The 23596-nt window shown below is 67.8% G+C and carries 26 protein-coding genes; 18 read left to right on the top strand and 8 right to left on the bottom strand.

Going from position 1 to position 23596, the window contains the following annotated elements; genetic code table 11:
• The first annotated feature begins 2 nt into the window (after positions 1-2).
• From tolQ to ACVN9Z_RS11060, 8 genes are all read left to right on the top strand, one after another.
• Positions 3-683: a protein TolQ gene (gene tolQ / locus ACVN9Z_RS11095; RefSeq protein ID WP_006388742.1), complete on the top strand. Its 681-nt coding sequence runs from the start codon at positions 3-5 to the stop codon at positions 681-683.
• On the top strand, positions 683-1141 hold the full coding sequence (locus tag ACVN9Z_RS11090; protein WP_006388741.1) for an ExbD/TolR family protein: 459 nt from the start codon (positions 683-685) through the stop codon (positions 1139-1141). Before tolQ ends, ACVN9Z_RS11090 begins: the two co-directional genes overlap by 1 nt.
• Positions 1142-1180: 39 nt before the next feature.
• Positions 1181-2272 carry a cell envelope integrity protein TolA gene (gene tolA, locus ACVN9Z_RS11085; protein ID WP_024067741.1) on the top strand — a complete coding sequence of 364 codons (1092 nt, stop codon included), beginning with the start codon at positions 1181-1183 and terminating at the stop codon, positions 2270-2272.
• Between the two features lie 16 nt (positions 2273-2288).
• Positions 2289-3611 (top strand): Tol-Pal system beta propeller repeat protein TolB, encoded by a 1323-nt coding sequence (tolB, locus tag ACVN9Z_RS11080; RefSeq protein WP_006388739.1) that lies wholly within the window; start codon positions 2289-2291, stop codon positions 3609-3611.
• A gap of 31 nt (positions 3612-3642) precedes the next feature.
• On the top strand, positions 3643-4143 hold the full coding sequence (gene pal, locus ACVN9Z_RS11075; RefSeq protein ID WP_006388738.1) for a peptidoglycan-associated lipoprotein Pal: 501 nt from the start codon (positions 3643-3645) through the stop codon (positions 4141-4143).
• 85 nt (positions 4144-4228) lie between these two features.
• Entirely contained in the window at positions 4229-4921 is a 693-nt protein-coding gene (gene ybgF / locus ACVN9Z_RS11070) for a tol-pal system protein YbgF (RefSeq protein ID WP_006388737.1), read from the top strand.
• On the top strand, positions 4921-5964 hold the full coding sequence (locus ACVN9Z_RS11065) for a FecCD family ABC transporter permease (RefSeq protein WP_006388736.1): 1044 nt from the start codon (positions 4921-4923) through the stop codon (positions 5962-5964). Before ybgF ends, ACVN9Z_RS11065 begins: the two co-directional genes overlap by 1 nt.
• On the top strand, positions 5961-6761 hold the full coding sequence (locus ACVN9Z_RS11060) for an ABC transporter ATP-binding protein (protein ID WP_026382457.1): 801 nt from the start codon (positions 5961-5963) through the stop codon (positions 6759-6761). The genes ACVN9Z_RS11065 and ACVN9Z_RS11060 overlap by 4 nt, the downstream gene beginning before the upstream one ends.
• A 53-nt stretch (positions 6762-6814) precedes the next feature.
• Here ACVN9Z_RS11060 and ACVN9Z_RS11055 read toward each other — a convergent pair whose 3' ends face one another.
• On the bottom strand, positions 6815-7312 hold the full coding sequence (locus ACVN9Z_RS11055) for a YbaK/EbsC family protein (RefSeq protein WP_006388734.1): 498 nt from the start codon (positions 7310-7312) through the stop codon (positions 6815-6817).
• A 131-nt stretch (positions 7313-7443) separates the two neighbouring features.
• Here ACVN9Z_RS11055 and ACVN9Z_RS11050 point away from each other — a divergent pair, with 131 nt between their 5' ends.
• Entirely contained in the window at positions 7444-8253 is an 810-nt protein-coding gene (locus ACVN9Z_RS11050; RefSeq protein ID WP_458213390.1) for an alpha/beta fold hydrolase, read from the top strand.
• 12 nt (positions 8254-8265) lie between these two features.
• Here ACVN9Z_RS11050 and ACVN9Z_RS11045 read toward each other — a convergent pair whose 3' ends face one another.
• Positions 8266-8736 carry an Lrp/AsnC family transcriptional regulator gene (locus ACVN9Z_RS11045; RefSeq protein WP_006388732.1) on the bottom strand — a complete coding sequence of 157 codons (471 nt, stop codon included), beginning with the start codon at positions 8734-8736 and terminating at the stop codon, positions 8266-8268.
• A gap of 243 nt (positions 8737-8979) precedes the next feature.
• Between ACVN9Z_RS11045 and ACVN9Z_RS11040 the strand changes: the two genes are divergently transcribed.
• Positions 8980-9936: a DMT family transporter gene (locus tag ACVN9Z_RS11040; RefSeq protein ID WP_026382460.1), complete on the top strand. Its 957-nt coding sequence runs from the start codon at positions 8980-8982 to the stop codon at positions 9934-9936.
• A 61-nt stretch (positions 9937-9997) separates the two neighbouring features.
• Here ACVN9Z_RS11040 and fusA read toward each other — a convergent pair whose 3' ends face one another.
• The 4 genes from fusA to ACVN9Z_RS11020 all read right to left on the bottom strand — a co-directional run bounded on the left by fusA (position 9998) and on the right by ACVN9Z_RS11020 (position 14740).
• Positions 9998-12109 carry an elongation factor G gene (fusA, locus tag ACVN9Z_RS11035; protein ID WP_006388729.1) on the bottom strand — a complete coding sequence of 704 codons (2112 nt, stop codon included), beginning with the start codon at positions 12107-12109 and terminating at the stop codon, positions 9998-10000.
• A gap of 279 nt (positions 12110-12388) precedes the next feature.
• Complete coding sequence (locus ACVN9Z_RS11030) at positions 12389-12853, bottom strand: universal stress protein (protein WP_006388728.1); 465 nt, start codon at positions 12851-12853, stop codon at positions 12389-12391.
• Positions 12854-12940: 87 nt separating this feature from the next.
• Entirely contained in the window at positions 12941-13285 is a 345-nt protein-coding gene (locus ACVN9Z_RS11025; RefSeq protein WP_006388727.1) for a protein tyrosine phosphatase family protein, read from the bottom strand.
• A 57-nt stretch (positions 13286-13342) separates the two neighbouring features.
• The gene (locus tag ACVN9Z_RS11020) at positions 13343-14740 is read right to left on the bottom strand and encodes an aminotransferase-like domain-containing protein (RefSeq protein WP_085941815.1); all 1398 of its coding nucleotides are present in this window, start codon (positions 14738-14740) and stop codon (positions 13343-13345) included.
• Between the two features lie 172 nt (positions 14741-14912).
• Between ACVN9Z_RS11020 and ACVN9Z_RS11015 the strand changes: the two genes are divergently transcribed.
• Together ACVN9Z_RS11015 and ACVN9Z_RS11010 are read left to right on the top strand one after the other, a co-directional pair.
• Positions 14913-15839 carry a DMT family transporter gene (locus ACVN9Z_RS11015; RefSeq protein ID WP_047993459.1) on the top strand — a complete coding sequence of 309 codons (927 nt, stop codon included), beginning with the start codon at positions 14913-14915 and terminating at the stop codon, positions 15837-15839.
• Positions 15836-16480, top strand: a complete 645-nt coding sequence (locus ACVN9Z_RS11010; RefSeq protein WP_020925166.1) for a LysE family translocator — start codon at positions 15836-15838, stop codon at positions 16478-16480. Before ACVN9Z_RS11015 ends, ACVN9Z_RS11010 begins: the two co-directional genes overlap by 4 nt.
• 51 nt (positions 16481-16531) lie before the next feature.
• Here the strand turns inward: ACVN9Z_RS11010 and ACVN9Z_RS11005 are convergent, their stop codons facing one another.
• A complete protein-coding gene (locus ACVN9Z_RS11005; RefSeq protein WP_053496841.1) occupies positions 16532-17224 on the bottom strand; it encodes an LrgB family protein in 693 nt (230 codons plus the stop codon).
• Positions 17214-17618: a CidA/LrgA family protein gene (locus ACVN9Z_RS11000; protein ID WP_024067732.1), complete on the bottom strand. Its 405-nt coding sequence runs from the start codon at positions 17616-17618 to the stop codon at positions 17214-17216. The genes ACVN9Z_RS11005 and ACVN9Z_RS11000 overlap by 11 nt, the downstream gene beginning before the upstream one ends.
• Positions 17619-17713: 95 nt before the next feature.
• Here ACVN9Z_RS11000 and ACVN9Z_RS10995 point away from each other — a divergent pair, with 95 nt between their 5' ends.
• The 6 genes from ACVN9Z_RS10995 to ACVN9Z_RS10970 all read left to right on the top strand — a co-directional run bounded on the left by ACVN9Z_RS10995 (position 17714) and on the right by ACVN9Z_RS10970 (position 23560).
• Positions 17714-18601: a LysR family transcriptional regulator gene (locus ACVN9Z_RS10995; protein ID WP_020925169.1), complete on the top strand. Its 888-nt coding sequence runs from the start codon at positions 17714-17716 to the stop codon at positions 18599-18601.
• 71 nt (positions 18602-18672) lie between these two features.
• Entirely contained in the window at positions 18673-19560 is an 888-nt protein-coding gene (locus ACVN9Z_RS10990) for an alpha/beta hydrolase (RefSeq protein ID WP_006388720.1), read from the top strand.
• A 258-nt stretch (positions 19561-19818) separates the two neighbouring features.
• Positions 19819-20730, top strand: coding sequence for a dihydrodipicolinate synthase family protein (locus ACVN9Z_RS10985; protein WP_020925171.1), 912 nt, complete (start codon positions 19819-19821; stop codon positions 20728-20730).
• 70 nt (positions 20731-20800) lie between these two features.
• Positions 20801-21556, top strand: a complete 756-nt coding sequence (locus ACVN9Z_RS10980) for an ABC transporter ATP-binding protein (protein WP_006388718.1) — start codon at positions 20801-20803, stop codon at positions 21554-21556.
• Positions 21549-22268 (top strand): ABC transporter ATP-binding protein, encoded by a 720-nt coding sequence (locus tag ACVN9Z_RS10975; RefSeq protein ID WP_458213389.1) that lies wholly within the window; start codon positions 21549-21551, stop codon positions 22266-22268. Before ACVN9Z_RS10980 ends, ACVN9Z_RS10975 begins: the two co-directional genes overlap by 8 nt.
• Positions 22269-22354: 86 nt before the next feature.
• Positions 22355-23560, top strand: a complete 1206-nt coding sequence (locus ACVN9Z_RS10970) for an ABC transporter substrate-binding protein (RefSeq protein WP_006388715.1) — start codon at positions 22355-22357, stop codon at positions 23558-23560.
• Positions 23561-23596: the final 36 nt, after the last annotated feature.

Genomic DNA, 23596 nt, shown 5'->3' with positions numbered 1-23596 from the left:
CCATGCAAGCCACCAACGACATGTCGTTGCTTTCGTTGATTTCGCACGCCAGCGTGCCGGTCCAGCTGATCATGCTGATGCTCCTGGGCATCTCGATCATGTCCTGGACGTACATCTTCGCCAAGCGGCTGGCCATCAAGCGCGCCCACGCCCAGACCCGCCGTTTCGAAGACGATTTCTGGTCGGGCGGCGACCTGTCGATGCTGCAGCAGGCGGTGGCCTCGCGCCGCGACGAGCAAGGCGCGCTGGCCCGCATCTTCGATGCCGGCATGACCGAATTCCTGAAGGCCCGCCGCGGCAACGCCAGCAATGACGCCACCGCCGTGCTCGACGGCCCGCGCCGCGCCATGCGCGCCGCCTACCAGCGCGAAATGGACGCGCTGGAATCCCACTTGAACTTCCTGGCCTCGGCCGGCTCGGTTTCGCCCTACATCGGCCTGCTCGGCACGGTCTGGGGCATCATGCACGCCTTCATCGGTCTGTCGAACATGCAGCAGGCCACGCTGGCCTCGGTGGCCCCGGGTATCGCCGAAGCGCTGATCGCCACCGCCATCGGCCTGTTCGCCGCCATCCCCGCGGTGGTCGCGTACAACCGCTTCACCAACGACATCGATCGCATCTCGATCCGTTTCGACAGCTTCGTCGATGAATTCCTGAACATTCTGCAACGGCAGGTGCGCTAATGCCCTCGGTAAGCTCGCGCGGCAGGTCCGGCCGCCGCATGAAGGCCGACATCAACGTGGTGCCCTACATCGACGTGATGCTGGTGCTGCTGGTCATCTTCATGGTGACCGCACCGCTGATCACGCCGGGCCTGATCCAGCTGCCGTCGGTGGGCGCCGCGTCCGACGTTCCCGTCAAGCCGCTGGAAGTCCAGATTTCGGAAGACGGCAAGATCGCGCTGCGCATGCGCGAACCCGGCGCCACCATGCAGGACATTGCCCGTCCCGAACTGGTGGCGCAGGTGCGTTCGCGCATCACGGCGGAAACGCCGGTGGTGATCGCGGCCGACGGCAAGGTGCCCTACGAGACGGTCGTGAAGGTCATGGACGAACTGCGTACCAATGGCATCACCCGCCTGGGCCTGCTGGTGGACCAGTCCGCCGGCGGCAACCAGCCCGCCCCCGCGAAAAAACGCTAACGCGACGTCCTCCGCCGGCGCCGCCGGCCTGCAACGCTCATGACGCCACCCATCATTCGACACCACAGCGGCCCCCCGGCCACGCCGCCCAACAACGACAACCGGATCGCCCTGGTCCTGGCGTTGCTGGTGCACGCGCTGCTGCTGGCCGTGTTGATCTTCAACCTGAACTGGCGCACTGAAAACCCGGGACCGGTGGAAGTGCAGCTGTGGGCCGACGGCAATTCGCCGGTCTCGCCTCCGCCGCAACCGCAACCCGAACCGCCCAAGCCCCAGCCCAAGCCGCAACCCGAGCCCGAGCCGGAAAAGCAGCCCGAGCCGCCGCCGCCGCCCCCGCCCAAGCCGGAGCCGCAGGCCCAGCCCAAGGCCGACGAGGTCGATCCCGAGATCGCGCTGCAGGAAGCCAAGAAGAAGAAAGAGAAGGAAGAACAGGCCCGCCAGGCCGCCGAGGCCGCCAAGGAAAAGGCGCGCCTGGAGGAAGAGCGCAAGCAGGCCGAGCTGAAGGAAAAGAAGCGCCTCGAACAGGAACGCCAGGCGGCCGAGAAGGCCGCCGCCGACAAGGCTGCGGCGGAGAAGGCGGCTGCGGACAAGGCCGCTGCCGAAAAGAAGGCCAAGGAAGACGCCGCCAAGAAGGCAGCGGCTGAAAAGGCGGCTGCCGAGAAGGCCGCCGCTGAAAAGGCCGCGGCCGACAAAGCCGCCGCTGAAAAAGCCGCCGCCGAAAAGAAGGCCAAGGAAGAAGCCGCCAAGAAGGCCGCGGCCGACAAGGCCCTGAAGGATGCGTTCCGCAACGACGCCCTGGGCGCGGCCGGCATTCCCGGCGGCACCGCCGACCGCAACCAGGCCGGTGGCGGGCGCGACAGCGGCTATGGCGCCAAGGTGCGCGCCTGCGTGCAACCCGGCGTGGCCTACCCGCCGCCGCCGCGCAGCGGCTCGGACAATCCGACGGCCCAATACCGGGTACAGTTAGGTTCTGACGGGAAGGTTAACGGGGTCACGTTGACCAGTTCCTCCGGCAACGCGGGCTTCGACCGCGCGGTCGAGACCGGCATCCGCCGCTGCAACCCCTTCCCCAAGCCTTCGACCGGCCGCTACGAGCCCATCATTGACGTTGTGTACAGAATGTATGATTGACAGGAGATTGCTGATTATGACTCCCGCCCATAGCCGACGAGCTTCCCCCCTCGTTCTCTGGCGATCGTATGGATTCGGCCTGTTGCTGCTGGCGCTGGCCTGCCTGATGGCCCTCAAGCCCGCCCAGGCCCAGCTGCGTGTCGACATTTCCGGCACCGGCGCCACCCAATACCCCGTTGCCATCGCCGATTTCGCGGTGGACGACGCCCATGGCCGCGCCCTGGCCGAAGTGATTCGCGCCGACCTGACCCGCACCGGCCAGTTCCGCCTGATCAGCGCCGCCGGTTCGGGCCTGAACGTCGATTCGCCCATCGCCCATGACGACTGGCGCGCCAAGGGCGCCGACTTCATCGCCTACGGCAGCATCGTGCGCGGCAACGACGGCCGCTACGACGTGCGCTACCGCCTGGCCGACACGGTCAAGAAGGGCCAGCTGGATGGCGTTGCGTTCTCCGGCACCGAGCAGGAACTGCGCCGCGTCGCCCACCAGATCGCCGACCGCATCTATGAAAAGATCACCGGCGTGCGCGGCGTGTTCTCGACCCGCATCGCCTACGTGCTCAAGCAAGGCGCCACCTACGAACTGCAGGTGGCTGACGCCGACGGCCAGAATCCGCAGGTCGCCCTGCGTTCGCGCGAGCCGATCATCTCGCCGTCCTGGTCGCCCGATGGTTCCAAGCTGGCATACGTGAGCTTCGAATCCGGCAAGCCGGTGGTGTACGTGCACACCCTGGCCACCAGCGCCCGCGTGCCGGTCGCCAACTTCAAGGGCAACAACAGCGCCCCCGGCTGGTCGCCCGATGGCACCCAGCTTGCCGTGGCCCTGACGCGTGATGGTCTGTCGCAAATTTACATCGTTAGCGCGGCCGGCGGCTCGAATATGAAGCGAGTTACGCGTTCTCCCGGGATTGACACCGAGCCGAGCTTTACGCCGGACGGCCGTTCCATTATCTTTACCAGTGACCGCAGCGGCGGGCCGCAAATTTACCAAACCGGCCTGGACGGTGGCGATGCTCGCCGCCTCACGTTTAATGGTGGTTACAACATCTCACCCCGAATTTCCCCCGATGGATCGACGCTGCTGTACGTTGCCAGACGCGACGGCGCGTTTCGAATCGCATCGTTGAACCTGTCCTCCGGCTCGGAGAACTTGTTGACCGATGGTCGTGACGATCAGTCGCCAAGCTTCGCGCCGAACGGCATGCAAGTCCTCTACGCCGCGATCCAAAACGGACGTAGCGTGCTTGCAGGTGTTTCGAGCGATGGTCGCGTACGGCAGACGCTTTCGGTACTGAACGGGGAAATACGTGAACCGACTTGGGGCCCATTTACCCGATAACACGTGTGACTCTCTTTGCAAAGGAACTATCATGAAGTCGCGCATTGCCAAAAGCCTAACCATCGCCGCTCTGGCCGCCACCCTGGCAGCTTGCAGCTCCGTCCCTCTCGACGATAAAGCGGGTCAGGGCGGAGGCGCTGGCCAAGGATCCTCGGCCTCCGGCCAGATCCTTGATCCCTTCAACCCCCAAAGCATCCTGGCGCAACAGCGCTCGGTATACTTTGACTTCGACAGCTACACGGTGTCCGACCAGTACCGCGGCTTGGTGGAAACCCACGCCCGTTACCTGGCTTCGCACCAGCAGCAGAAAATCAAGATCGAAGGCAACACCGACGAACGCGGCGGCGCCGAATACAACCTGGCCCTGGGCCAGCGCCGTGCCGACGCCGTGCGTCGCATGATGACCCTGCTGGGCGTCAGCGACAACCAGATCGAAACCATCAGCTTCGGTAAAGAAAAGCCGAAGGCGACTGGCTCGTCGGAAGCCGACTTTGCGGAAAACCGCCGCGCCGATATCGTTTATCAGCGTTAAGCTTTTCGTATAGTTAAGTGCCCCACCACGCGTCGGGACGGTCAGCCGGCCGTCCCGACGTTTGTTTTTATCCCCGGGAATTTTCATGCGCGATTACGTTCTGTCCCTGCGTCCCTTGATGGCGGCCACTGGCCTGGTGCTGGCGGCCCTGGCGGCCCCCGCCCACGCTTTCTCCGATGACGAGGCCCGCAAGGCCATCCTGGATTTGCGCCAGCAGGTGCAGCAGCAGAACGAGCAGAGCCAACGGGCCAAGCTGCAATTGGCCGATCAGATCCAGGCCCTGCAGCAGGAAGTCGCCCAGTTGCGCGACCAGCTCGAGCTGGTGTCGCGCCAACAGCCCAGCGCCAACAAGCCGGGCGGCGCCGCCGGCGGCGCCAACCCGCCGGGCGCGACGGCCGGCGATCCGCAGGAGCAGGCCGCCTACGACGGCGCCATCGACCTGTTCCGCAAGGGCCAGTACAAGGAAGCGTCCGAATCGCTGGCCGCCTTCACCGCGCTCTACCCCGCCAGCCAGCTCGCGCCCAGCGCCCAGTTCTACCTGGGCAGCAGCCGCTACGCGCTGAAGGACTTCAAGGGCGCCATCGAACAACTGAACGCCATGGTGCAGAAGGCGCCCGACAACGCCCGCGCCCCTGACGCCCTGCTGGTCATCGCCGGCAGCCAGATCGAGATGAACAACCGCGCCGGCGCCAAGACCACGTTGCAGCGCATCGTGCGCGACTACCCGACCACGCCGGCCGCCAACACGGCCAAGAGCCGCCTGCAACTGCTGCAGTAATGGCGGAAGCCGCAACCGCGGTCGCCGCCTACCGGCACATCCTGCGCCGCCGGGCAGGGCTCATCGCCCTGCTGCTGGCGGCGATTTGCATTGGGCTGCTGCTCGATTTCACGCTCGGTCCCTCGGGCCTGGGCTGGGGCGAGTTGTGGCGCACGCTGAGCGCGCCGGCGTCGGCCGATCCGACGCTGCGCGTCATCGTCTGGGATATCCGGCTGCCCTACGCGCTGATGGCCGCGCTGGTCGGCATGGCGCTGGGCCTGGCGGGCGCGGAAATGCAGACCATCCTGAACAATCCCCTGGCCAGCCCATTCACGTTGGGCGTGTCGTCGGCGGCCGCCTTCGGCGCGTCGCTGGCCATCGTGCTGCACCTGGGCGTGCCCGGCATCCCCGACGGCTGGCTGATCGCCGGCAATGCCTTCCTGTTCGCCCTGCTTGCCGCCCTGATGCTGGACGGCGTGGCGCGGCGCGGCGGCATGAACACGTCGGGCGTGGTGCTGTTCGGCATCGCCATGGTGTTCACTTTCAACGCGCTGGTGTCGCTGGTGCAGTTCACCGCCAGCGCCGAGGCGCTGCAAAACCTGGTGTTCTGGACCATGGGCAGCCTGGCGCGCTCGAGCTGGACCACCGTGGCCACGCTTGGACTGGCCTTCGCCGTGGCATTGCCGTTGGCGTTGCGCCAGTCCTGGAAGCTGACCGCCCTGCGGCTGGGCGAGGAACGCGCCGCCAGCTTCGGCGTGGACGTGCGCCGCGTGCGCGTGACGGCGCTGGCGCGCGTCAGCCTGCTGTCGGCGCTGGCGGTGGCGTTCGTCGGCACCATCGGCTTCATCGGCCTGATCGCGCCGCACATCGCCCGCCGCCTGGTGGGCGAGGATCATCGCTTCTTCCTGCCGGGCAGCGCGCTGGTCGGCGGCGTGATCCTGTCGCTGGCCTCGGTCGCCTCCAAGAACCTGGCGCCAGGCGTGATCGTGCCGGTGGGCATCGTCACTTCGCTGATCGGCATTCCGTTCTTCGTGGCGGTAGTGCTGCGCCGGAGGCTGCCATGACGGCCGCCCCGCAGCCGGCGCTGGCGATCGAAGGCATCACCGCCGGCTATGGCGGCACGGACGTGCTGCACGATCTGTCGCTGCCCCGGCTGGACGCGGGTGAAGTCACGGCCCTGCTGGGTCCCAACGGTAGCGGCAAATCGACGCTGCTCAAGGCGCTGGCGGGCCTGGTGAAGGCGCGCGCCGGCCAGGCGCGGCTGGACCATCTCGATCTGACGCGGATGGATTTCGCGACCCGCGCGCGCCATCTTGTCTACCTGCCGCAAAGCCTGCCTGCCGCCGTGCACCTGCGGGTGTTCGAATCGGTGCTGGTGGCCGCCCGCGCCAGCCAGGCCGAAGGACCGCCGGCGGATCTGCACGAGATCGACCGGCTGCTGGAGCGGCTGGGCATCGCTCACCTGGCGCTGTGCTACCTGGACGCCCTGTCGGGCGGACAGAAGCAGCTGGTGGGGCTGGCGCAGGCGCTGGTGCGCCGTCCGCGCGTGCTGCTGTTGGACGAGCCGCTGTCGGCGCTGGACCTGAACTACCAGTTCCATGTGATGCGGCTGCTGCGGCAGGAAACCGCGCAGCACGGGCTGATCACGGTGATCGTGCTGCACGACCTGAACGTGGCCCTGCAGCATGCCGACCGAGCGGTGATGATCCATGGCGGCAGGCTGGCCGCCGCCGGCGCGCCTGCCGAGGTAATCACGCCAGCGTCGCTGGCGGCTGTATATGGAGTGCAGGGCCGGGTCGAAGCCTGCTCGCGCGGACGGCTCCAGGTGCTGATCGACGACCTGGAAGCGCGTCCGCACTGACCGCTACGTCCCGCGCGGGACCCTGAGGCCGGCGGTCCGGCGGACAGGCAACGCTAGGCGCGCTGCGCGACGTCCGCAACCGGCGCGCCGGTCATGGCGGCCAACTGCTGCGGCGTCAGGTTGAACACGGCGTGCGGGTGCCCCGCCGCCGCCCACAGGCTGTCGTACTGGAATAGGTCCTGGTCGAGCAGCATGACTGGCTTGACCGCGTGGCCGATGGGGCAGACGCCGCCGATGGCGTAGCCGGTCATGTCGCGCACGAACTTGGCGTCGGCCTTGGCCAGGGCGCCGACCTGCTGCGCGACCTTGGCCTCATCGACGCGATTGACGCCGCTGGCGATGACCAGCACCGGCGCATCGTCCGCGGCCCGGCGGAAGATGATCGACTTGGCGATCTGGGCCACTTCGCAGCCCAGCCCCGCGGCCGCTTCCGCCGAGGTTTTGCCGGTCTGCGGTAGCACCACCACCGGCTTGTCATGACCCATTTCGGCGAGCAGTCGGGCGACGCGTTGGGCGGACTCGGGAAGATCGGCGGGGGTGGCGGGGGACATCTGGCGAACTCCGTTCAAGGGAAAAAAGATCGGGAAACGAGTTTATCAGCCCCCGCCGCGGGCGCGGGCGTGCCGTGGACGGGGGAGCGAACCGGCTAGAATGCCCGCCTGGCTTTCCCAACCCCGATCCGATGCGTTCAGAACCCGTCCTGCCCCTGCAAACCGCCGACATCGGCGGCTATGCCATGTCCTACACCGAATACGGCGAGGGCGAGCCCCTGGTGCTGGTGCATGGCTCGCTGGCGGACTGTCGCTACTGGAAGTCGCAGATGGCGCCGCTGGGCCGCTCGTTCCGGGTGCTGGCGGTGTGCCTGCGGCGCTACTGGCCCGAAACCTGGGATGGCGAAGGCGAGGGGTTTTCGGTGGCGCAGCATGGCGCCGACGTGCTGGCCTTCATCGACCAGGTCGCGGGCCAGCCGGCCCACCTGGTGGGCCATTCGCGCGGCGGCCGCGTGGCGCTGGAGGCGGCGCTGGCGCGCCCCGACGCGCTGCGCAGCCTGACGCTGGCCGACCCGGGCCTGCCGCTGCCCGGAGACAACGATCTGCGCGGCGGCTTCCGTCAGCGCGCGCTGGAATTGATCCGCGACGGCGCGCTCGAAGAGGGCCTGGCGCTGTTCGTCGACACCGTGACAGGGCCGGACACCTGGCAGCGCATGGTGCCCTGGTTCAAGGAGATGGTGCGCGACAACGCCGGCACGCTGTTCGGCCAGGCCCGCGAAACGCCCGCCACCCTGAGCCCGGAACAGATCGGTTCGCTGGCCCTGCCGACGCTGCTGATCGGCGGCGCGCTCAGCCCCGCGCCCTACCCGGCGGTACTCGACGCGCTGGCGCAGTGGCTGCCCCAGGCGCGGCGCGTCGACATCGCCGGCTCGTCGCACGGCATGAACCTGGGCAACCCGCGCGCCTTCAATGGCGCCATCGAATCGTTCCTGCGCGGCTGACCCCGCGCGCCGTCAGGGTTCGACCGACGGCGTGTGCTTGAGGCGCTTGAGCACGAAGGTCGAGCGGCTGTGGCGCACGCCGGGCAGCTTGTAGAGCCGCTTGCGCAGGAATTCCTCATAGCCTTCGGTGCCCGCCACCGCGACCTTGATCAGGTAGTCGTATTCGCCCGTCACCAGGAACGCCTCCACTACCTGCGGCAGGCGCGTGATCGCCTCGCCGAAGCGCGCCAGCGTGTCGTCGTCGTGGTGTTCGAGCGTGACCTCGATCATCACCGTGTCGGGCAGGCCCAGCGCCTTCTGGTTCAACAGCGCCGCGTAGCCCTCGATCACGCCCGCGTCCTCCAAGGCCTTGACCCGGTTCCAGCAGGGCGTGGGCGACAGGCCCACCTGCTCGGCCAGTTTCAGGTTGGTGAGGCGGCCATCGGTGCGCAGCGCGCGCAGGATCTTGCGGTCGGTTTCGTCGATTTTGGGCGGGGTGGACACGGCTGAGAATCCGCAGAAGAGAATATCCCTGTAAAACTTAATTTTATAGGATATATATTCCTCTATCTCTACGGAAATGGCGGGAATCAGGAAACCTATTTTCCCGACCCGGTCGTAGACTTTCCAGCAAGACGGGCATTACCCCGCCCGTCGGATCCAGCGCCTGCGCCGCGGCACAACCCGGCCTTGGCGCCGGTGTAGTCCACCGCAGTTGCCGCGCGCCGATCCGCGCGGCGGGAAATCATGTCTCACGCAGCAGCAGTACCCGCAAGAACCGGCCTGGGCCTGTCCGGCACCGCCATGCTCCTGGCCGCGCCGGCGCTATTCGCCTCCAACATGGTGGCCGCCCGCTGGGCCCACGACGCCGCCCTCCCCCCCGTTTTCCTGGCCTTCGGCCGCTGGCTGATCGCCTTCCTGATCCTGTTGCCGCTGGCCGCGCCGGCCTTGCTGCGGCATCGCCAGGCGCTGTGGCGCGGCCTGCCCACGCTGCTGCCGCTGGCGGTGTTGGGCATGGGCGTGGCGGTGGCGCCGCAGTACATCGGCGCCCAGAGCACCAGCGCCACCAACATCGCCCTGATCTTCTCGTGCAGCCCGATCCTGGTGGCGCTGCTGGAAGCGATCATCTGGCGCAAGCCTCTCTCGCCGCTGCGCGCCGCCGGGCTGGCGCTGGCGCTGGGCGGCGTGCTGGTGGTGCTGACGCGCGGCGACGCCTGGGCGCTGGCGCGGCTGGCGTTCGGCCAGGGCGACCTGTGGGTGCTGCTGGCCGCCACCGGCTGGGCGTTCTATACGGTGCTGCAGAAGCGCCTGACGCTGCCGGCCGTGCCGGACGGCGCGCGGCTGGCGGCGATGATGCTGGGCGGCGCGATCGCGCTGGCGCCCTTCGCCGGGATCGAGGCCGCCGCCGGCGCCACTCCCCCCTGGAGCGATCCGCGCCTGGCGGCGGTGCTGCTGTTCCTGGCGGTCGTGCCGAGCCTGGGCGCGTACTACGTCTACGGCCGGCTGATCAGCCGCGCCGGCCCCGCCACCGCGGGCCTGTCGATGTTCCTGGTGCCGGTGTATGCGGCGTTGCTGGCCTGGCCGCTGCTGGGCGAGGCGCCGCAGCTATTCCATGCCTATGGCTTCGTGATGATCCTGTCGGGCGTGAAACTGGCGTCCTTGCGCATGCGGACGACGACGGCCGGCGCCGCCGCGCCGGCCTGAGGCGCGAGAAAGAAAAAAGGGCCACCCGCGCGGGTGGCCCTCGTTACGGGCAGCTCCGGATTCAGCGGCCCGTGCCCTGGGCCGCGATCACTTCCTGCGCCACCTGGCGCGGCGCTTCGGCGTAGTGCTTGAACTCCATCGTGTAGGTGGCGCGGCCCTGCGTCAGCGAGCGCAGCGAGGTGGAGTAGCCGAACATCTCGGCCAGCGGCACCTCGGCGCGCACCACCTTGCCGCCGCCCCCGGCGATGTCTTCCATGCCCTGCACCATGCCGCGGCGTGACGACAGATCGCCCATGACGTTGCCGGTGAAGTCCTCGGGCGTTTCCACCTCGACCTGCATCATCGGCTCCAGCAGCACCGGATCGGCGCGCCGCATGCCTTCCTTGAAGGCCATCGAACCGGCCATCTTGAAGGCGTTCTCGTTCGAATCCACGTCGTGGTACGAGCCGAAGAACAGTGTCGCCTTGACGTCGACCACCGGGTAGCCCGCCAGCACACCGGCGTTGAGCGCCTCGCGGATGCCCTTGTCGACCGCCGGGATGAACTCGCGCGGCACCACGCCGCCCTTGATGGCGTCGACGAATTCGTAGCCCTTGCCCGGCTCCTGCGGCTCGAGCTTGAGCACCACGTGGCCGTACTGGCCGCGGCCGCCCGACTGCTTGACGAACTTGCCTTCGACCTCGTCACAGGTCTTGCGGATGGTCTCGCGATAGGCCACCTGCGGCTTGCCCACCGTGGCCTCGACGCCGAACTCGCGCTTCATGCGGTCGACCAGGATTTCCAGGTGCAGCTCGCCCATGCCGGAAATGATGGTCTGGCCGGACTCCTCGTCGGTGCGCACGCGGAACGAGGGATCTTCCTGCGCCAGCCGGCCCAGGGCGATGCCCATCTTTTCCTGGTCGGCCTTGGTCTTGGGCTCGACCGCCTGCGAGATAACCGGCTCGGGGAACACCATGCGCTCCAGCACGATGACGTGCGCCGGGTCGGTCAGCGTGTCGCCCGTGGTGACGTCCTTGACGCCCACCGCGGCGGCGATGTCGCCGGCGTAGACCTCGGTGATTTCGCGCCGCTCGTTGGCATGCATCTGCAGGATGCGGCCCAGGCGCTCCTTCTTTTCCTTGACCGGGTTGTAGACCGAGTCGCCGGACTTGACCACCCCGGAGTAGACGCGGAAGAACACCAGCTGACCCACGAACGGGTCGGTCATGATCTTGAAGGCCAGCGCCGAGAACGGTTCCTTGTCGGTGGGATGGCGCTCGATCTCGTGGTCGCGCTCGTCGTGGCCCTTGATGGCGGGCACGTCGACCGGCGACGGCAGGTAGTCGATGACCGCGTCCAGCATGGCCTGCACGCCCTTGTTCTTGAAGGCGCTGCCGCACAGCATCGGCACGATCTCGTTGGCGACCGTGCGCTGGCGCAGGCCCTGCTTGATCTCGGCTTCGGTCAGCGCCTCGCCGCCCAGGTATTTCTCCAGCAGCGCCTCGTTGGCCTCGGCGGCCTTCTCGACCATCTTGTCGTGCCACTCCTGCGCCTGCGCCTGCAGCGCCGCCGGAATGTCGCGATACTCGAAGCGCACGCCCTGGCTGGCGTCGTCCCAGATGATGGCCTTCATCTTGACCAGGTCGATCACGCCCTCGAAGCCGTCTTCGGCGCCCACCGGCAACTGCACCGGCACGGCGTCGCCCTTGAGGCGTTCGCTGATCTGGCGCTGCACGCGCAGGAAGTCCGCGCCGACGCGGTCCATCTTGTTGACGAAGGCCAGCCGCGGCACGCGGTACTTGTTGGCCTGGCGCCAGACGGTCTCGGATTGCGGCTGCACGCCGCCGACCGCGTCATAGACCATGACCGCGCCATCCAGCACGCGCATGGAGCGCTCGACCTCGATGGTGAAGTCGACGTGGCCCGGCGTGTCGATGATGTTGATGCGGTGTTCGGGATAGTTGCCGGCCATGCCTTTCCAGAAGGCGGTGGTGGCGGCGGACGTGATCGTAATGCCACGTTCCTGTTCCTGTTCCATCCAGTCCATCACGGCGGCGCCATTGTGCACTTCGCCGATCTTGTGGGTGATACCGGTATAGAAGAGGATGCGCTCGGTGGTCGTCGTCTTGCCCGCGTCGATGTGGGCGCTGATGCCGATGTTCCGGTATAGCTCGATAGGCGTCTTGCGAGTCATGGCCTCGTTCCTTGCAGTAATCACCAGGAATGGGCGGCAGGTCCGACCGGATACTGCCGCGGCGGGCGCCATGCCGCGTTGAGAGGTGTGCTCGGGGATTGCGAAACCGCGCCCGCACTATCCGTGAATATTACGCGCCGCGAGCCGGTTTACAAGCTTTAGCCATAAGCGCCATAGGGAATGGCGCGGACAAGAAAAAGCCCCTCGGCGGGAGGGGCCTGGCATGCGTCGGCGCCGGCGGGCCTGACGGCGGCCTGACACCGGCGGCGGGCAGCGGTGTTACTTCTTTTCTTCCTTGACGCGGTACACCAGCACGGCGGTGCTGGCCAGCGACAGCACCTTGGCGGTGACGCTGCCCAGCAGCAGGCGCGACAGGCCGCTGCGGCCGTGGCTGCCGATGAAGATCAGGTCGCAACCGGCGTCGGCGGCGGCCTGGACGATGCCGTCGGCCACGTTGAAGTTGGACACGGCGCGCGCCTCGGACTTCACCCCGGCGGTGTCGGCGCGATCGGTGATCTGCTTGAGGTACTTGTCGGCCTGTTCGGCCGAGGCTTTCTCGTAGTCTTCGTCGGTGATGGCGTAGGCCGCGGCCATGCCGTCGAAACCGATGGTGGCGGCGAACGGCTGCGTCACGTAGAGGGCGACGACATCAGCGCCCACCGAGCGCGCGAAGGAAATGCCGGCGTTGGCGGCTTGGGCCGACAGCGGCGAGCCGTCGGTGGGAATCAGGATCTTCTTGAACATCTTGCCTGCTCCTGTTTGAGAGGAAGTTCCATGCTACCGGAAACCCGCCAGGTTCACATCAAGCGAACCCGGGGTCCTTGATGCGCGTCAACCCAGTTGCTGGGCGGCAGCGAACAGGTTGGTGCAACGCGTCCCGGTGCGGCAGTACGCCAGCACCGGGCCCGGCAGCGTGCGCAGCAGTTCGGCGAAGCGGACCACGTCGGCGGCGGTCATGGCGCTGCCGACGACCGGCTGGTATTCGATTTTCAGACCGGCGGCGGCGGCGGCCTTGGACACATCGGCGGCGGTCGGCTGATCGGGGCCGCCCTCGAAATCGGGACGGTTGATGATGACGCTCTTGTAGCCGGCGGCCGCCACGTCGGCCATGTCGTCGGGCCCCAGTTGCGGGGCGACGGCGAAATTGTCGGTCAGGGGCTTGATCGGTGCGGACATGGCGATTCCTTGATGGCGAGGTAGAGAGGGCTGGATCCTATTATTGCAGGTGCCGTTTCAGCCGAACAGTTTTTCCAATACGCTCCAGGCCCCGCGTTCGTCCGCCATCGACACCGAAAAACGCAACATGGTGGATGGCGCCTGCGATGGCGAGAACAGCGTGCCCGGCGCCAGCAGCATGCCGCGGTCGGCGGCGGCGCGGGCCAGCACCTCGCTGTCGCGGCCGCAGTCGGCCCAGACGAACATGCCTGCCTGCGGCTCGTGAGGGACCGTCAGGCCCAGCTTCAACAGGCCTTTCAGGCAGCGCTGGCGGGCTTCGTCCACCCGCTGGCGCACACGCTCGATATGACGCCGGTACTGGCCTTCCATCAGTACCCGGTGCACCACCCGTTCGCCCAGTTCGGGCGAGGTCAGGCCCGCCAGCATTTTCAGGTCGGCCAGTTTCTGCAGGATGTCGGGATTGGCGGCCAGGTAGCCGACCCGCAGGCTGGCGGCCAGCATCTTTGAATAGCCGCTGACCAGGATCACGCGGTTCAGGCGATCGAGCACCGCCAGCTTCATGGCGCCGCCGGGGTGCAGATCGCCATACGTGTCGTCTTCCACCACCATGAAATCGTGGCGCTCGGCGATGCGCAGGATGTCGTAGGCGGCGCCGGCCGACAGGGTATGGCCGGTGGGGTTGTGCACCGCGCTGTTGACGATGAAGAGCCTGGGCTTGTGCTGCGCCGCCAGTTGCTCCAGCTGCGCGATGTCGGGACCATCGGGACCGCGCGGTACGCCGATCAGCCGCGCGCCGAACGCGGCCAGCCGGCCGAAGATGACGAACCACGCCGGATCCTCGACCAGCACGGTGTCGCCGGGCTGCACCAGCAGGCGGGCAATCAGGTCCAGGCCGTGCGTGACGCCGTTGGTGGTGAGCAGGTTGCGATCGGGATGGGCCGGCACGCCTTCGCTCTGCAGCGACGCCGCGATCTGCTGGCGCAGCGGCGAAAATCCCTGCGGATGCCCGTAGGACACCAGATGGCCGCGCACCGACCGCCCGACGGCGCGCACCGCGCTCGCCACCATGTCCGGATCCAGCCAGTCGGCCGGCAACAGGCCGGCGCCGCCCGGCATGCCCGGGCCGCCACCTTCACGGAACATGCTGCGCAAGAGCCAGGCGATATCCACCCGCGCGGGCGGCGTGAAACCCTGGCTTTCGGGAACCGCGGCGGCTGCGGCCAGCGGGCCGTTGCGGGCCCGCACGAAGAAGCCGGCGCCGCGGCGCGACTGCACCAGGCCACGCGCCACCAGCCGGTCGTAAGCCTCCACCACCGTAAACCGGCTGACGCCGGATTGCTCGGCCATCTTGCGGATGGAGGGCAGGCGGGTGCCGGGACGCAGGCCCTGCTCGTCGATACGGCGGGCCAGGCCGTCGGCCAGTTGCGCCACCAAGGTGGCGTCGGCCTGGCGCACCGGCTGCCAGGGCATGGAGGGGGAGACAACTGTCATGGGGATTTCACCAGGCCAGTGGTTAAAGTGACATGCAAAAGTGTACCGGTACTGTACCGATGACTATGCGTAGAGTGACAGCAATGGCGCCAACCCGCAAGCCCTGTGGACCGCCCCTTCTTCCGGATGTCCACCGATGAGCCGTTCCGTGCTGTATCCCTCGCCCCAGGTCGCTCCCGCCGCGTCCGCGGCCTCCTCCTGGGAAGGCTATGGCTACGGCCTGCTGGGGGTGGTGGTGTTCTCGCTGACTCTGCCGATGACCCGCGTCGCCGTCGCCGAGCTGCCGCCGTTGCTGGTGGGCCTGGGCCGGGCCCTGCTGGCGGCCGTGCCGGCCCTGGCGCTGTTGTGGCTGACACGCAGCCGGCGGCCCGATCGCCGCGAATGGCCCGGCGTCATCCTGGCCGCGATCGGCATCGTGGTGGGCTGGCCGCTGGCGTCGTCGCTGGCGATGCAGACCGTGGCGTCTTCGCACGGCGCGGTGTTCAACGGCCTGCTGCCCCTGTCCACGGCGGTTTTCGCGGCCTGGCGCAGCGGCGAACGGCCATCGCCGGCGTTCTGGGGCTGGGCCATGGTGGGCGCCGCGCTGGTCTGCGCATTTGCGCTGCGCGAGGGCCAGGGCAGCCTGGTGATGGGCGATTTCTGGCTGTTGCTGGCCGTGCTGCTGGGCGGCATGGGTTATGCCGAAGGCGCGCGCGCCTCGCGCACCCTGGGCGGCTGGCGCACCATCTGCTGGGCGCTGGTGATCAGCGCCCCGGTGCTGGTCGCACCGGTGGGCTGGATGGCTGCGCAACAGGCGGCCTGGCCAGCGGCCGACGTCATCTGGGCCAGCGCCTACCTGGCATTTGGCTCGATGTTCCTGGGGTTTTTCGCCTGGTATCGCGGCCTGGCCGCGGGTGGCATTGCCCGTGTCGGGCAGATTCAGCTGTTGCAACCGTTCCTGACGGTACTGGCCGCCACCCTGTTCTTTGGCGAATCGGTGGACATGGTCACCTTCCTGTTCGCCGCCGCCGTTATCGTTGTGATCGCCGGCGGACGCCGCGCGATCGTTGGAGTCAAGAAATGACGCTGTTCCCTTCCAGCCTGGCCGATGTGCCGCTCGCTTCCCTGTCCCTGCTGGGGCCCCTGGCGCTGTTCGCGCTGGTCAGCTCGATCACGCCCGGGCCGAACAACGTCATGCTGGCCGCCTCCGGGCTGAACTTCGGCTTCCGCCGCAGCATGCCGCACCTGCTTGGCGTGAACCTGGGATTCACGCTGATGATCTTCCTGGTGGGCATCGGGCTCGGCTCGGTTTTCCAGCAGGCGCCGGTGCTGTACACCGTGCTGAAGTACGTGGGCGCCGCCTACCTGCTGTACCTGGCCTGGAAGATCGCCAACTCCGGCGGCGTGGAGGAGGGTGAAGCGCGCGGCAAGCCGATGACCTTCCTGCAGGCAGCGGCCTTCCAGTGGGTCAACCCCAAGGCCTGGGTGATGGCGGTGGGCATCATCGCCACCTACACGCCGCAGGCCGGCTTCTTCGCCAACCTGGTGATCGCCACACTGGTCTGCGGCCTCGTCAACCTGCCCAGCATCGGCATCTGGGTCACCTTCGGCACGGCGCTGCGCCGGGTGCTGCACAAACCCTGGGCGATCCGGGCCTTCAACATCACCATGGCCCTGCTGCTGGTGGCCTCGCTGTATCCGGTGGCGCTGGAAGCGCTGCACTGACATGGCCGGGGGCCGGCGCGCCGCGATGCTCGTGACGCACTGACCCTGGCCTCAGGCCAGCAGGGCGACCACCACGACGGGCGTGACGAGCACGTTGAACAGGCCCGCCATCACCATCACCAGGCCCGCCACCGCGCCCTCTTCGGCCGCCAGCTCGCGCGCCTTGGCGGTGCCGGCGCCATGCGCGCCCATGCCGAACAGCGCGCCGCGCGCCAGGGCCGAGCGTAGCGGCAGCCAGCGTCGCATGAACTGGCCGATGGCCGCGCCGAACACCCCCGTGACAATGACGAACACCGCCGTCAGGTCGGGCACGCCGCCGACGTGCGACGACACCGCCACCGCGAACGGCGTGGCCACCGAACGCGGCAACAGGCTCAACCGCAGGCCCGGCGGCAGGTCCAGCAGACTGCCCAGCAGCCAGGCGCTGGCGCCCGCGATGGCGCTGCCCACCGCCACGCCGGCCAACAGCACCGGCCAATAGCGCCGGATCAGCGCGCGCTGCTCGTACAGCGGCAACGCGAACGCAACGATGACCGGCCCCAGCATCGTCATCAGCCAGTGGGAGCCGGACATGTAGTCGCGATAGCCGGTGTGCAGCAGCAACGCCAGCATCAGCAGCAAGGCTGGCGCCACCACCAGCGTGGACGTCCACCAATAGGCATAGCGGCGATAGAACAGGCGCGCGCAGACATAGGCCAGCACCGTGGCCAGCGGCCAGAACAGCAGATTGAATTCAGCCCGCATGGCGGTTCATCCAGCGGTAGCAAAGGTCGATCGTCAGCGCGGTGCCGACCATGACCAGGGCCGTGCCCAGCAGGATCACGGCCAGCAGTTTCGCGCCCAGCACGCCGAGGAATTCGCGATGGTCCAGCAGCGACATCACCGCGGGCACGAAGAACAGCAGCATCTCGCCCAGCAGCCAGCTGGCGCCTCGGTGCACATTGCGCACCCGCAACAGGCCGGCGGCCAGCAGGGCCAGCACCAGCACCATGCCGATGACGCCGCCCGGTATGGGCAGGCCGGCGGCGTTGGCCAGTACCTGGCCGAGCAGGGAAAACAGGATCAGCAGGACGATCTGCAGCACGCGGCTGCGGCGCAGCAGGCTGCGCAGGACGATGGGATAGCGAGGGCGAGACATGGAATTTCCAGCGGACAGGAAACGTTTTACGCTCGGCGCGGCCATAGATAAAATGAATTTGTCGAATTCATCCCATTCCAAACAGGCATACCCCTATGGATCTGCGCCCCTTGCGCGCGCTGGTGGAAGTGGTCCGCCAGGGCGGATTCTCCCAGGCCGCGAAAGCGGTTTTCGCCACCCAGCCCACGGTCAGCAAGGCCGTGCGCCAGCTGGAAGACGAGATCGGCATGCCGTTGCTCGACCGCCAGGCGCAGCCGCCCCGGCTGACCGAGGCCGGTGAAATCGTCTACCGGCGCGCCGTGAAGATGTTGGCCGAGCGCGACGATCTGTACGCCGAACTGGACGAGCTGCGCGGTCTCAAGCGCGGCGTGCTGCGGCTGGGCCTGCCGCCGCTGGGCAGCAGCACGCTGTTCGCGCCGATGTTCGCGCGCTTTCGCAGCCGCTATCCGCACATCGAGATCAGCCTGCTGGAACACGGCGGCCACCGGCTCGAAGAAATGGTGATGGCCGGCGGGATCGAGCTGGCGGCGTCGCTGCGGCCGGACTCCGACAATTTCGACTGGCAACCGGTGGCGCGCGAGCCGCTGGTGGCGTTGCTGCCGGCCGATCACCCGCACGCCCGGGCCGCCACCGTCGGCCTCGACCAATTGCGCGACTCCCCCTTCATCCTGTTCGAGACCGGCTTCGCCCTGAACCGCATCATCCAGGAGGCTTGCCGGCGCGCCGGCTTTGCGCCGGCCATCGCCGCGAGGAGCGGCCAGATCGACTTCATCGTGGCGCTGGTCAGCGCCGGGCTGGGCGTGGCCTTCCTGCCGCGCGTCAAGGCGGAGGAAGAACGGCACGCGGGCGTGGCGCTGGTGCCGTTGCGCGATGCCCATACGGATTGGGAGATGGGACTGGTGTGGCGGCGTGGCGGTTACCTGTCGCCCGCGGCGCAGGCCTGGCTGGCGCTGGCGCGCGAGATGCATCCGGACACGGCTTGAAGCGATGCGCCAACAATCCGCGTTGTATGCTGGCGGCGCGACCGCGCCCGTCGGCGCGGGTTTCATTGATCATGCCCGCCCTGCCCCGCTTCACCGTCCGCCGCCTGTTCGGCGCCGCCGTGCTCGCCGCCGCCAGCGTGGTCGGCTGTTCGCAGCTTGACTCCTGGCAGCGCCAGACCATTTTTTCGCCGCAATCCGAACCTCAGACCTGGTGGCGCGAGCCAGCCAAGGGCACGCAGGTCTACGACCTGGCGCTGGCCAATGGCGACAAGGTGCGGGCCTGGTACTGGCAAAGCCCGCAAGCCAACGCGCCTACAGTCCTGTACCTGCATGGCGCGCGCTGGAACCTGAACGGCAGCGCCTTCCGCATCGACGGCTGGACGCGCAAGGGCTATTCGGTGCTGGCCATCGACTATCGCGGGTTCGGCGCGTCGACGCCGCGCCTGCCGTCCGAGGCCAGCGCGCTGGAGGACGCCATGGCGGGCTTGAAGGAATTGGCCCGCCTGCAACCGGACCCGGCGCGCCGCTTCATCTACGGACACAGCCTGGGCGGCGCCATCGCCATCAACCTGGCGGCGCGCCCGGAGCAACCGGACTTCGCCGGGCTGATCGTCGAATCCAGTTTCACCAGCATCAGCGCGATGCTGGCCACCATGAAGTGGGGCCGCGTGCCCGGCGCCAGCCTGTTGGTCACGCAACCGTTCGACTCGGTGCAGACGCTGGCGCAACTGCACACGCCGATGCTGTTCATGCATGGCACCGCGGATCGCGTGGTGCCGCACACGATGAGCGACGAACTCTACGCCGCCGCCCGGGGGGTGGCGCCCGAACTGAAGCGGCTGGTCAAGATCGAGGGCGCGACGCATTCGGGCGCGTTCCGCAGCGGCGAACAGTACGACGACGCCGTGAAGACCTTCATGCGCGACGCCAGTCGCGCCTATCAACGCAAGGCCGGCTGACCCTCGCGCCCCGCGACCAGGGGCGGGGCCATCCGTCGAATCCTTCCCGGATCGGGCAAGCGCGCCCGGCGTTCGCCGGTTCCCTTCCCGGCCCACTCCCCCTGCGCCTGATAAGGCGCCCGCACCGTTCTCCCCGGGGAAACCCGCTCTCGGGAAACTCCCATATCAAAATATCTTCTAAATATATTTAACGGATATTAGACTTTCTCCCACCCGCCGCCCTTCCTTCGCGGCGCCGGCCATCCGAGGAGAATCCAGTTGAGTAACGTGCGTTGGCAGGGCGTCTTTCCTGCCGTAACCAGTAAGTTCCATGCCGACGAAACCCTCGACTTCGAAGCGATGCGCAAGCACTTCGGCTTCCTGATCGACAACGGCGTGCATGGCCTTGTCACCTGCGGTTCGCTGGGCGAAGCCAGCACCCTGACGCTGGAGGAAAAGCTGGCGGTGACGCGTTGCGCCGTGGAAGTCAGCGGCGGCCGCATCCCGGTGCTGGCCAACGTGTCGGAGACCAGCACCCGCGAGGCGCTGCGCTTCATCAAGGCCGCGGTCGAGCTGGGCGTGGACGGCTTCATGCTGATGCCGTCGCTCATCTACGTGGCCGATGCGCGCGAGGCGATGCAGAGCATCCGCACCATGGCCGAGGCCGCCGCCAAGCCCTGCATGATCTACAACAACCCAGTCGCCTACCGCGTCGACCTCAAGCCCGAGCACATGGCCGAGCTGGCCGATTGCCCCTGGCTGGTGGCGATCAAGGAAAGCAGCGACGACATCCGCCGCGTGACCGACCTGCGCAACAAGCTGGGCGACCGCTACCAGCTGTTCATCGGCGTCGACGACCTGTCGTTCGAAGCCCTGGCGCTGGGCGCCGACGGCCTGCTGGCCGGCCTGGTGACCGCCTTCCCGCGCGAGACCGTGGCGCTGTACGACCTGATGAAAGCCGGCAAATGGCAGGAAGCGCTGGCGCTGTACCAGTGGTTCACGCCGCTGCTGCACCTGGACGTGTCGACCAAGCTGGTGCAGAACATCAAGCTGGCCGAGACCCTCGCCGGCGTCGGCAACGAGCACGTGCGCCGTCCGCGCCTGCCGCTGGTGGGCGCCGAGCGCGAGCGCTGCGCCGGCATCATCGAAGCGGCGCTGGCCAAGCGGCCGCGGCAATACCAGTCGAAGTAAACGACCCAGCCCGAAGCAGGACAGGCGCGCCCGCCAGGCGCGCCGTCCACCCGCCAGCCTCTCGGACACCATGCACAGCGACATCATCCTTCAGACCCGGGGCCTCACCAAGGAATTCCGCGGCTTCGTGGCGGTCAACGACGTCAACCTGAGCGTCAGGCGCGGCGCGATCCATGCGCTGATCGGTCCCAACGGGGCCGGCAAGACCACGGTCTTCAACCTGCTCACCAAGTTCCACATCCCCACGCGCGGCGAGATCGTCTACGACGGCGTCGACATCACCGGCGAACGGCCGGCGCAGACGGCGCGGCGCGGCATCGTGCGCTCGTTCCAGATTTCGGCGGTGTTCCCGCAGCTGTCGGTGCGCGAGAACGTGCGCGTGGCCTTGCAGCGCAAGCTGGGCGTGGACTATTGCTTCTGGCGTTCGGAGCGCTCGCTGGAGCGCCTGCATGCGCGGGTCGAGGAACTGCTCGACCAGGTCGGCCTGCGCGCGCAGCTGGACGTGGCCGCCGGCGACCTGCCCTACGGCCGCAAGCGCACGCTGGAGATCGCCACCACGCTGGCGCTGGAGCCCGAACTGCTGTTGCTGGATGAGCCGACGCAAGGCATGGGCCACGAGGACGTGGACCGCGTCAAGCACCTGATCAAGCAGGTCTCGGCCGGTCGCAGCATCCTGATGGTGGAACACAACATGAAGGTGGTGGCCGACATCTGCGACACCATCACCGTCCTGCAACGCGGCGAGATCCTGGCCGAGGGTCCGTACGCCGAGGTGTCCGCGAACCCCGCGGTGCGCGAAGCGTACATGGGAGCGGAAGATGAATGACGAGACCCCGGCGCGGTCCATGCTGGAGATCCGCGACCTGCACGCCTGGTATGGCGAATCGCACATCCTGCACGGCATCGACCTGGACGTGAAGGCGGGCGAGTGCATCACGCTGCTGGGCCGCAATGGCGCCGGCCGCAGTTCGACCCTGAAGTCGGTGCTGGGCCTGGTGGGCCGGCGCAGCGGCTCCATCAAGGTGCAAGGCCAGGAAACCATCGGCCTGCCGCCGCACAAGATCGCGCGCCAGGGCATCGGCTACTGCCCCGAAGAGCGCGGCATCTATGCCTCGCTGACCGCCGAGGAAAACCTCATGCTGCTGCCCACGGTGGGGCCGGACGGCATGTCGGTGGACGAGATCTACACGATGTTCCCCAACCTGAAGGAACGCGCCCACAGCCCCGGCACCCGGCTGTCGGGCGGCGAGCAGCAGATGCTGGCGATGGCGCGCATCCTGCGCACCGGCGCCCGCCTGCTGCTGCTCGATGAAATCACCGAAGGCCTGGCGCCCGTCATCGTGCAGACGCTGGGCCGGGTGATCCGGCAATTGCAGGAGCGCGGCTACACCACCGTGCTGGTCGAGCAGAACTTCCGCTTCGCCCGGCACCTGGCCGACCGCCATTACGTCATCGAGCATGGCCAGGTGGCCGCCGTGATCGAGCGGGCCGAGGTCGAGCGGTCGCAGGACCGGCTCAACGCCCTGCTCGGCATCTGAAGGCCGTCGCGCGCAGTTCCCCGTCGTTGCAGTTCCCGTGGTGCTTCCGACCGCAGTCCCCCCATTCCCATACGGAGCGTAGTCAGATGAAATTGAATCGAATCGCAGCGGCGCTGTGCGCCATCGGCCTGGCGGGCGTCGCCCACGCCGAGGCCGGCATCAGCGACGGCATCGTCAAGGTCGGCGTGCTGACCGACCTATCGGGCGTCTATTCCGACCTGGCCGGCAACGGCTCGGTGGTCGCGGCGCGCATGGCGGCCGAGGAAATGGGCAACAAGGTGCTGGGCAAGCCGGTCGAGGTGGTGGCCGCCGACCACCAGAACAAGCCCGACGTCGCCGCCAACCTGGCGCGCGAATGGTTCGACCAGGGCAAGGTCGACATGATCACCGACTTCCCCACCGCGTCGACCGCGCTGGCCGTGATGGAGATCGCGCGCCAGAAGAACCGCGTGACCATGCCGTCCGCCGGCCTGTCGACCGCGATCCTGGGCGAGAAGTGCTCGCCGCTGAACGCGCAGTGGACCACCAACACCTACGCGCTGGCGGCCGGCACGGCGCGCGCGCTGGTCAAGGAGGGCAAGAAGACCTGGTACTTCATCACCGCCGACTACACCTTCGGCCATTCGCTGGAGAAGGACGCCACCGAAGTGATCCAGGAAAACGGCGGCAGCGTGGCCGGTGTCTCGCGCCACCCCTTCCCCGGCAACGACTTCTCGTCGTTCCTGCTGAAGGCGCAGGCCTCCAAGGCCGACGTGATCGCCCTGGCCAACGCCGGCAACGACACCGTCAACGCGGTCAAGCAGGCCAATGAGTTCGGCATCACCAAGAAGCAGATCGTGGCGCCGCTGCTGACCTACATCTCGGACGTGCACAGCATGGGCCTGGCCAAGGCGCAGGGCATGTACCTGACCGAAGCGTTCTACTGGGACTACGACGACGCCTCGCGCGCCTGGGCCAGGAAGTTCTTCGAGAAGACCAAAAAGATGCCGACGGCATCGCAGGCCGGCGTCTACTCGGCCACGCTGTCGTACCTGAAGGCGATCGAGGCGGCCGGCACCGACGAGGCGCCGGCGGTCATGGCCAAGCTGCGCGAGATGACCATCAACGACGCCGTGATCCGCAACGGCAAGCTACGCGCGGACGGCGCGCTGGTGCACGACATGCTGCTGTTGCAGGTGAAGGCGCCGGCCGAGTCCAAGGCGCCGTGGGACTACTACCACGTGAAGTCGGTGCTCAAGGGCGACGAGGTCTTCCCCAAGCCGCAGGCCGCCTGCGCGCTGAACAAGTCCTGACGCCCGCTGGCGCCGGGCGGCTTGCGCCCGGCGCCG

Source organism: Achromobacter sp. KK8 (assembly GCF_054188005.1).
The sequence above is the reverse complement of the archived record's forward strand: the minus strand, read 5'-3'. Positions and strand labels throughout refer to the sequence as shown.

Excerpts from the sequence above, each read along its gene's own strand:
- ACVN9Z_RS11055 (WP_006388734.1), bottom strand. The coding sequence starts at position 7,312 with ATGTCCCCCGCCACCCCCGCCGATCTTCCCGAGTCCGCCCAACGCGTC.
- ACVN9Z_RS11090 (WP_006388741.1), top strand. The coding sequence starts at position 683 with ATGCCCTCGGTAAGCTCGCGCGGCAGGTCCGGCCGCCGCATGAAGGCC.
- ACVN9Z_RS11010 (WP_020925166.1), top strand. The coding sequence starts at position 15,836 with ATGACGCTGTTCCCTTCCAGCCTGGCCGATGTGCCGCTCGCTTCCCTG.
- ACVN9Z_RS11030 (WP_006388728.1), bottom strand. The coding sequence starts at position 12,853 with ATGTTCAAGAAGATCCTGATTCCCACCGACGGCTCGCCGCTGTCGGCC.
- ACVN9Z_RS11040 (WP_026382460.1), top strand. The coding sequence starts at position 8,980 with ATGTCTCACGCAGCAGCAGTACCCGCAAGAACCGGCCTGGGCCTGTCC.
- ACVN9Z_RS11015 (WP_047993459.1), top strand. The coding sequence starts at position 14,913 with ATGAGCCGTTCCGTGCTGTATCCCTCGCCCCAGGTCGCTCCCGCCGCG.
- ACVN9Z_RS10980 (WP_006388718.1), top strand. The coding sequence starts at position 20,801 with ATGCACAGCGACATCATCCTTCAGACCCGGGGCCTCACCAAGGAATTC.
- ACVN9Z_RS10995 (WP_020925169.1), top strand. The coding sequence starts at position 17,714 with ATGGATCTGCGCCCCTTGCGCGCGCTGGTGGAAGTGGTCCGCCAGGGC.
- ACVN9Z_RS10975 (WP_458213389.1), top strand. The coding sequence starts at position 21,549 with ATGAATGACGAGACCCCGGCGCGGTCCATGCTGGAGATCCGCGACCTG.
- ybgF (WP_006388737.1), top strand. The coding sequence starts at position 4,229 with ATGCGCGATTACGTTCTGTCCCTGCGTCCCTTGATGGCGGCCACTGGC.
- ACVN9Z_RS10970 (WP_006388715.1), top strand. The coding sequence starts at position 22,355 with ATGAAATTGAATCGAATCGCAGCGGCGCTGTGCGCCATCGGCCTGGCG.
- tolA (WP_024067741.1), top strand. The coding sequence starts at position 1,181 with ATGACGCCACCCATCATTCGACACCACAGCGGCCCCCCGGCCACGCCG.
- fusA (WP_006388729.1), bottom strand. The coding sequence starts at position 12,109 with ATGACTCGCAAGACGCCTATCGAGCTATACCGGAACATCGGCATCAGC.
- pal (WP_006388738.1), top strand. The coding sequence starts at position 3,643 with ATGAAGTCGCGCATTGCCAAAAGCCTAACCATCGCCGCTCTGGCCGCC.
- ACVN9Z_RS11025 (WP_006388727.1), bottom strand. The coding sequence starts at position 13,285 with ATGTCCGCACCGATCAAGCCCCTGACCGACAATTTCGCCGTCGCCCCG.
- ACVN9Z_RS11000 (WP_024067732.1), bottom strand. The coding sequence starts at position 17,618 with ATGTCTCGCCCTCGCTATCCCATCGTCCTGCGCAGCCTGCTGCGCCGC.
- ACVN9Z_RS10990 (WP_006388720.1), top strand. The coding sequence starts at position 18,673 with ATGCCCGCCCTGCCCCGCTTCACCGTCCGCCGCCTGTTCGGCGCCGCC.
- ACVN9Z_RS11050 (WP_458213390.1), top strand. The coding sequence starts at position 7,444 with ATGCGTTCAGAACCCGTCCTGCCCCTGCAAACCGCCGACATCGGCGGC.
- tolQ (WP_006388742.1), top strand. The coding sequence starts at position 3 with ATGCAAGCCACCAACGACATGTCGTTGCTTTCGTTGATTTCGCACGCC.
- ACVN9Z_RS11065 (WP_006388736.1), top strand. The coding sequence starts at position 4,921 with ATGGCGGAAGCCGCAACCGCGGTCGCCGCCTACCGGCACATCCTGCGC.
- ACVN9Z_RS11005 (WP_053496841.1), bottom strand. The coding sequence starts at position 17,224 with ATGCGGGCTGAATTCAATCTGCTGTTCTGGCCGCTGGCCACGGTGCTG.
- ACVN9Z_RS11060 (WP_026382457.1), top strand. The coding sequence starts at position 5,961 with ATGACGGCCGCCCCGCAGCCGGCGCTGGCGATCGAAGGCATCACCGCC.
- tolB (WP_006388739.1), top strand. The coding sequence starts at position 2,289 with ATGACTCCCGCCCATAGCCGACGAGCTTCCCCCCTCGTTCTCTGGCGA.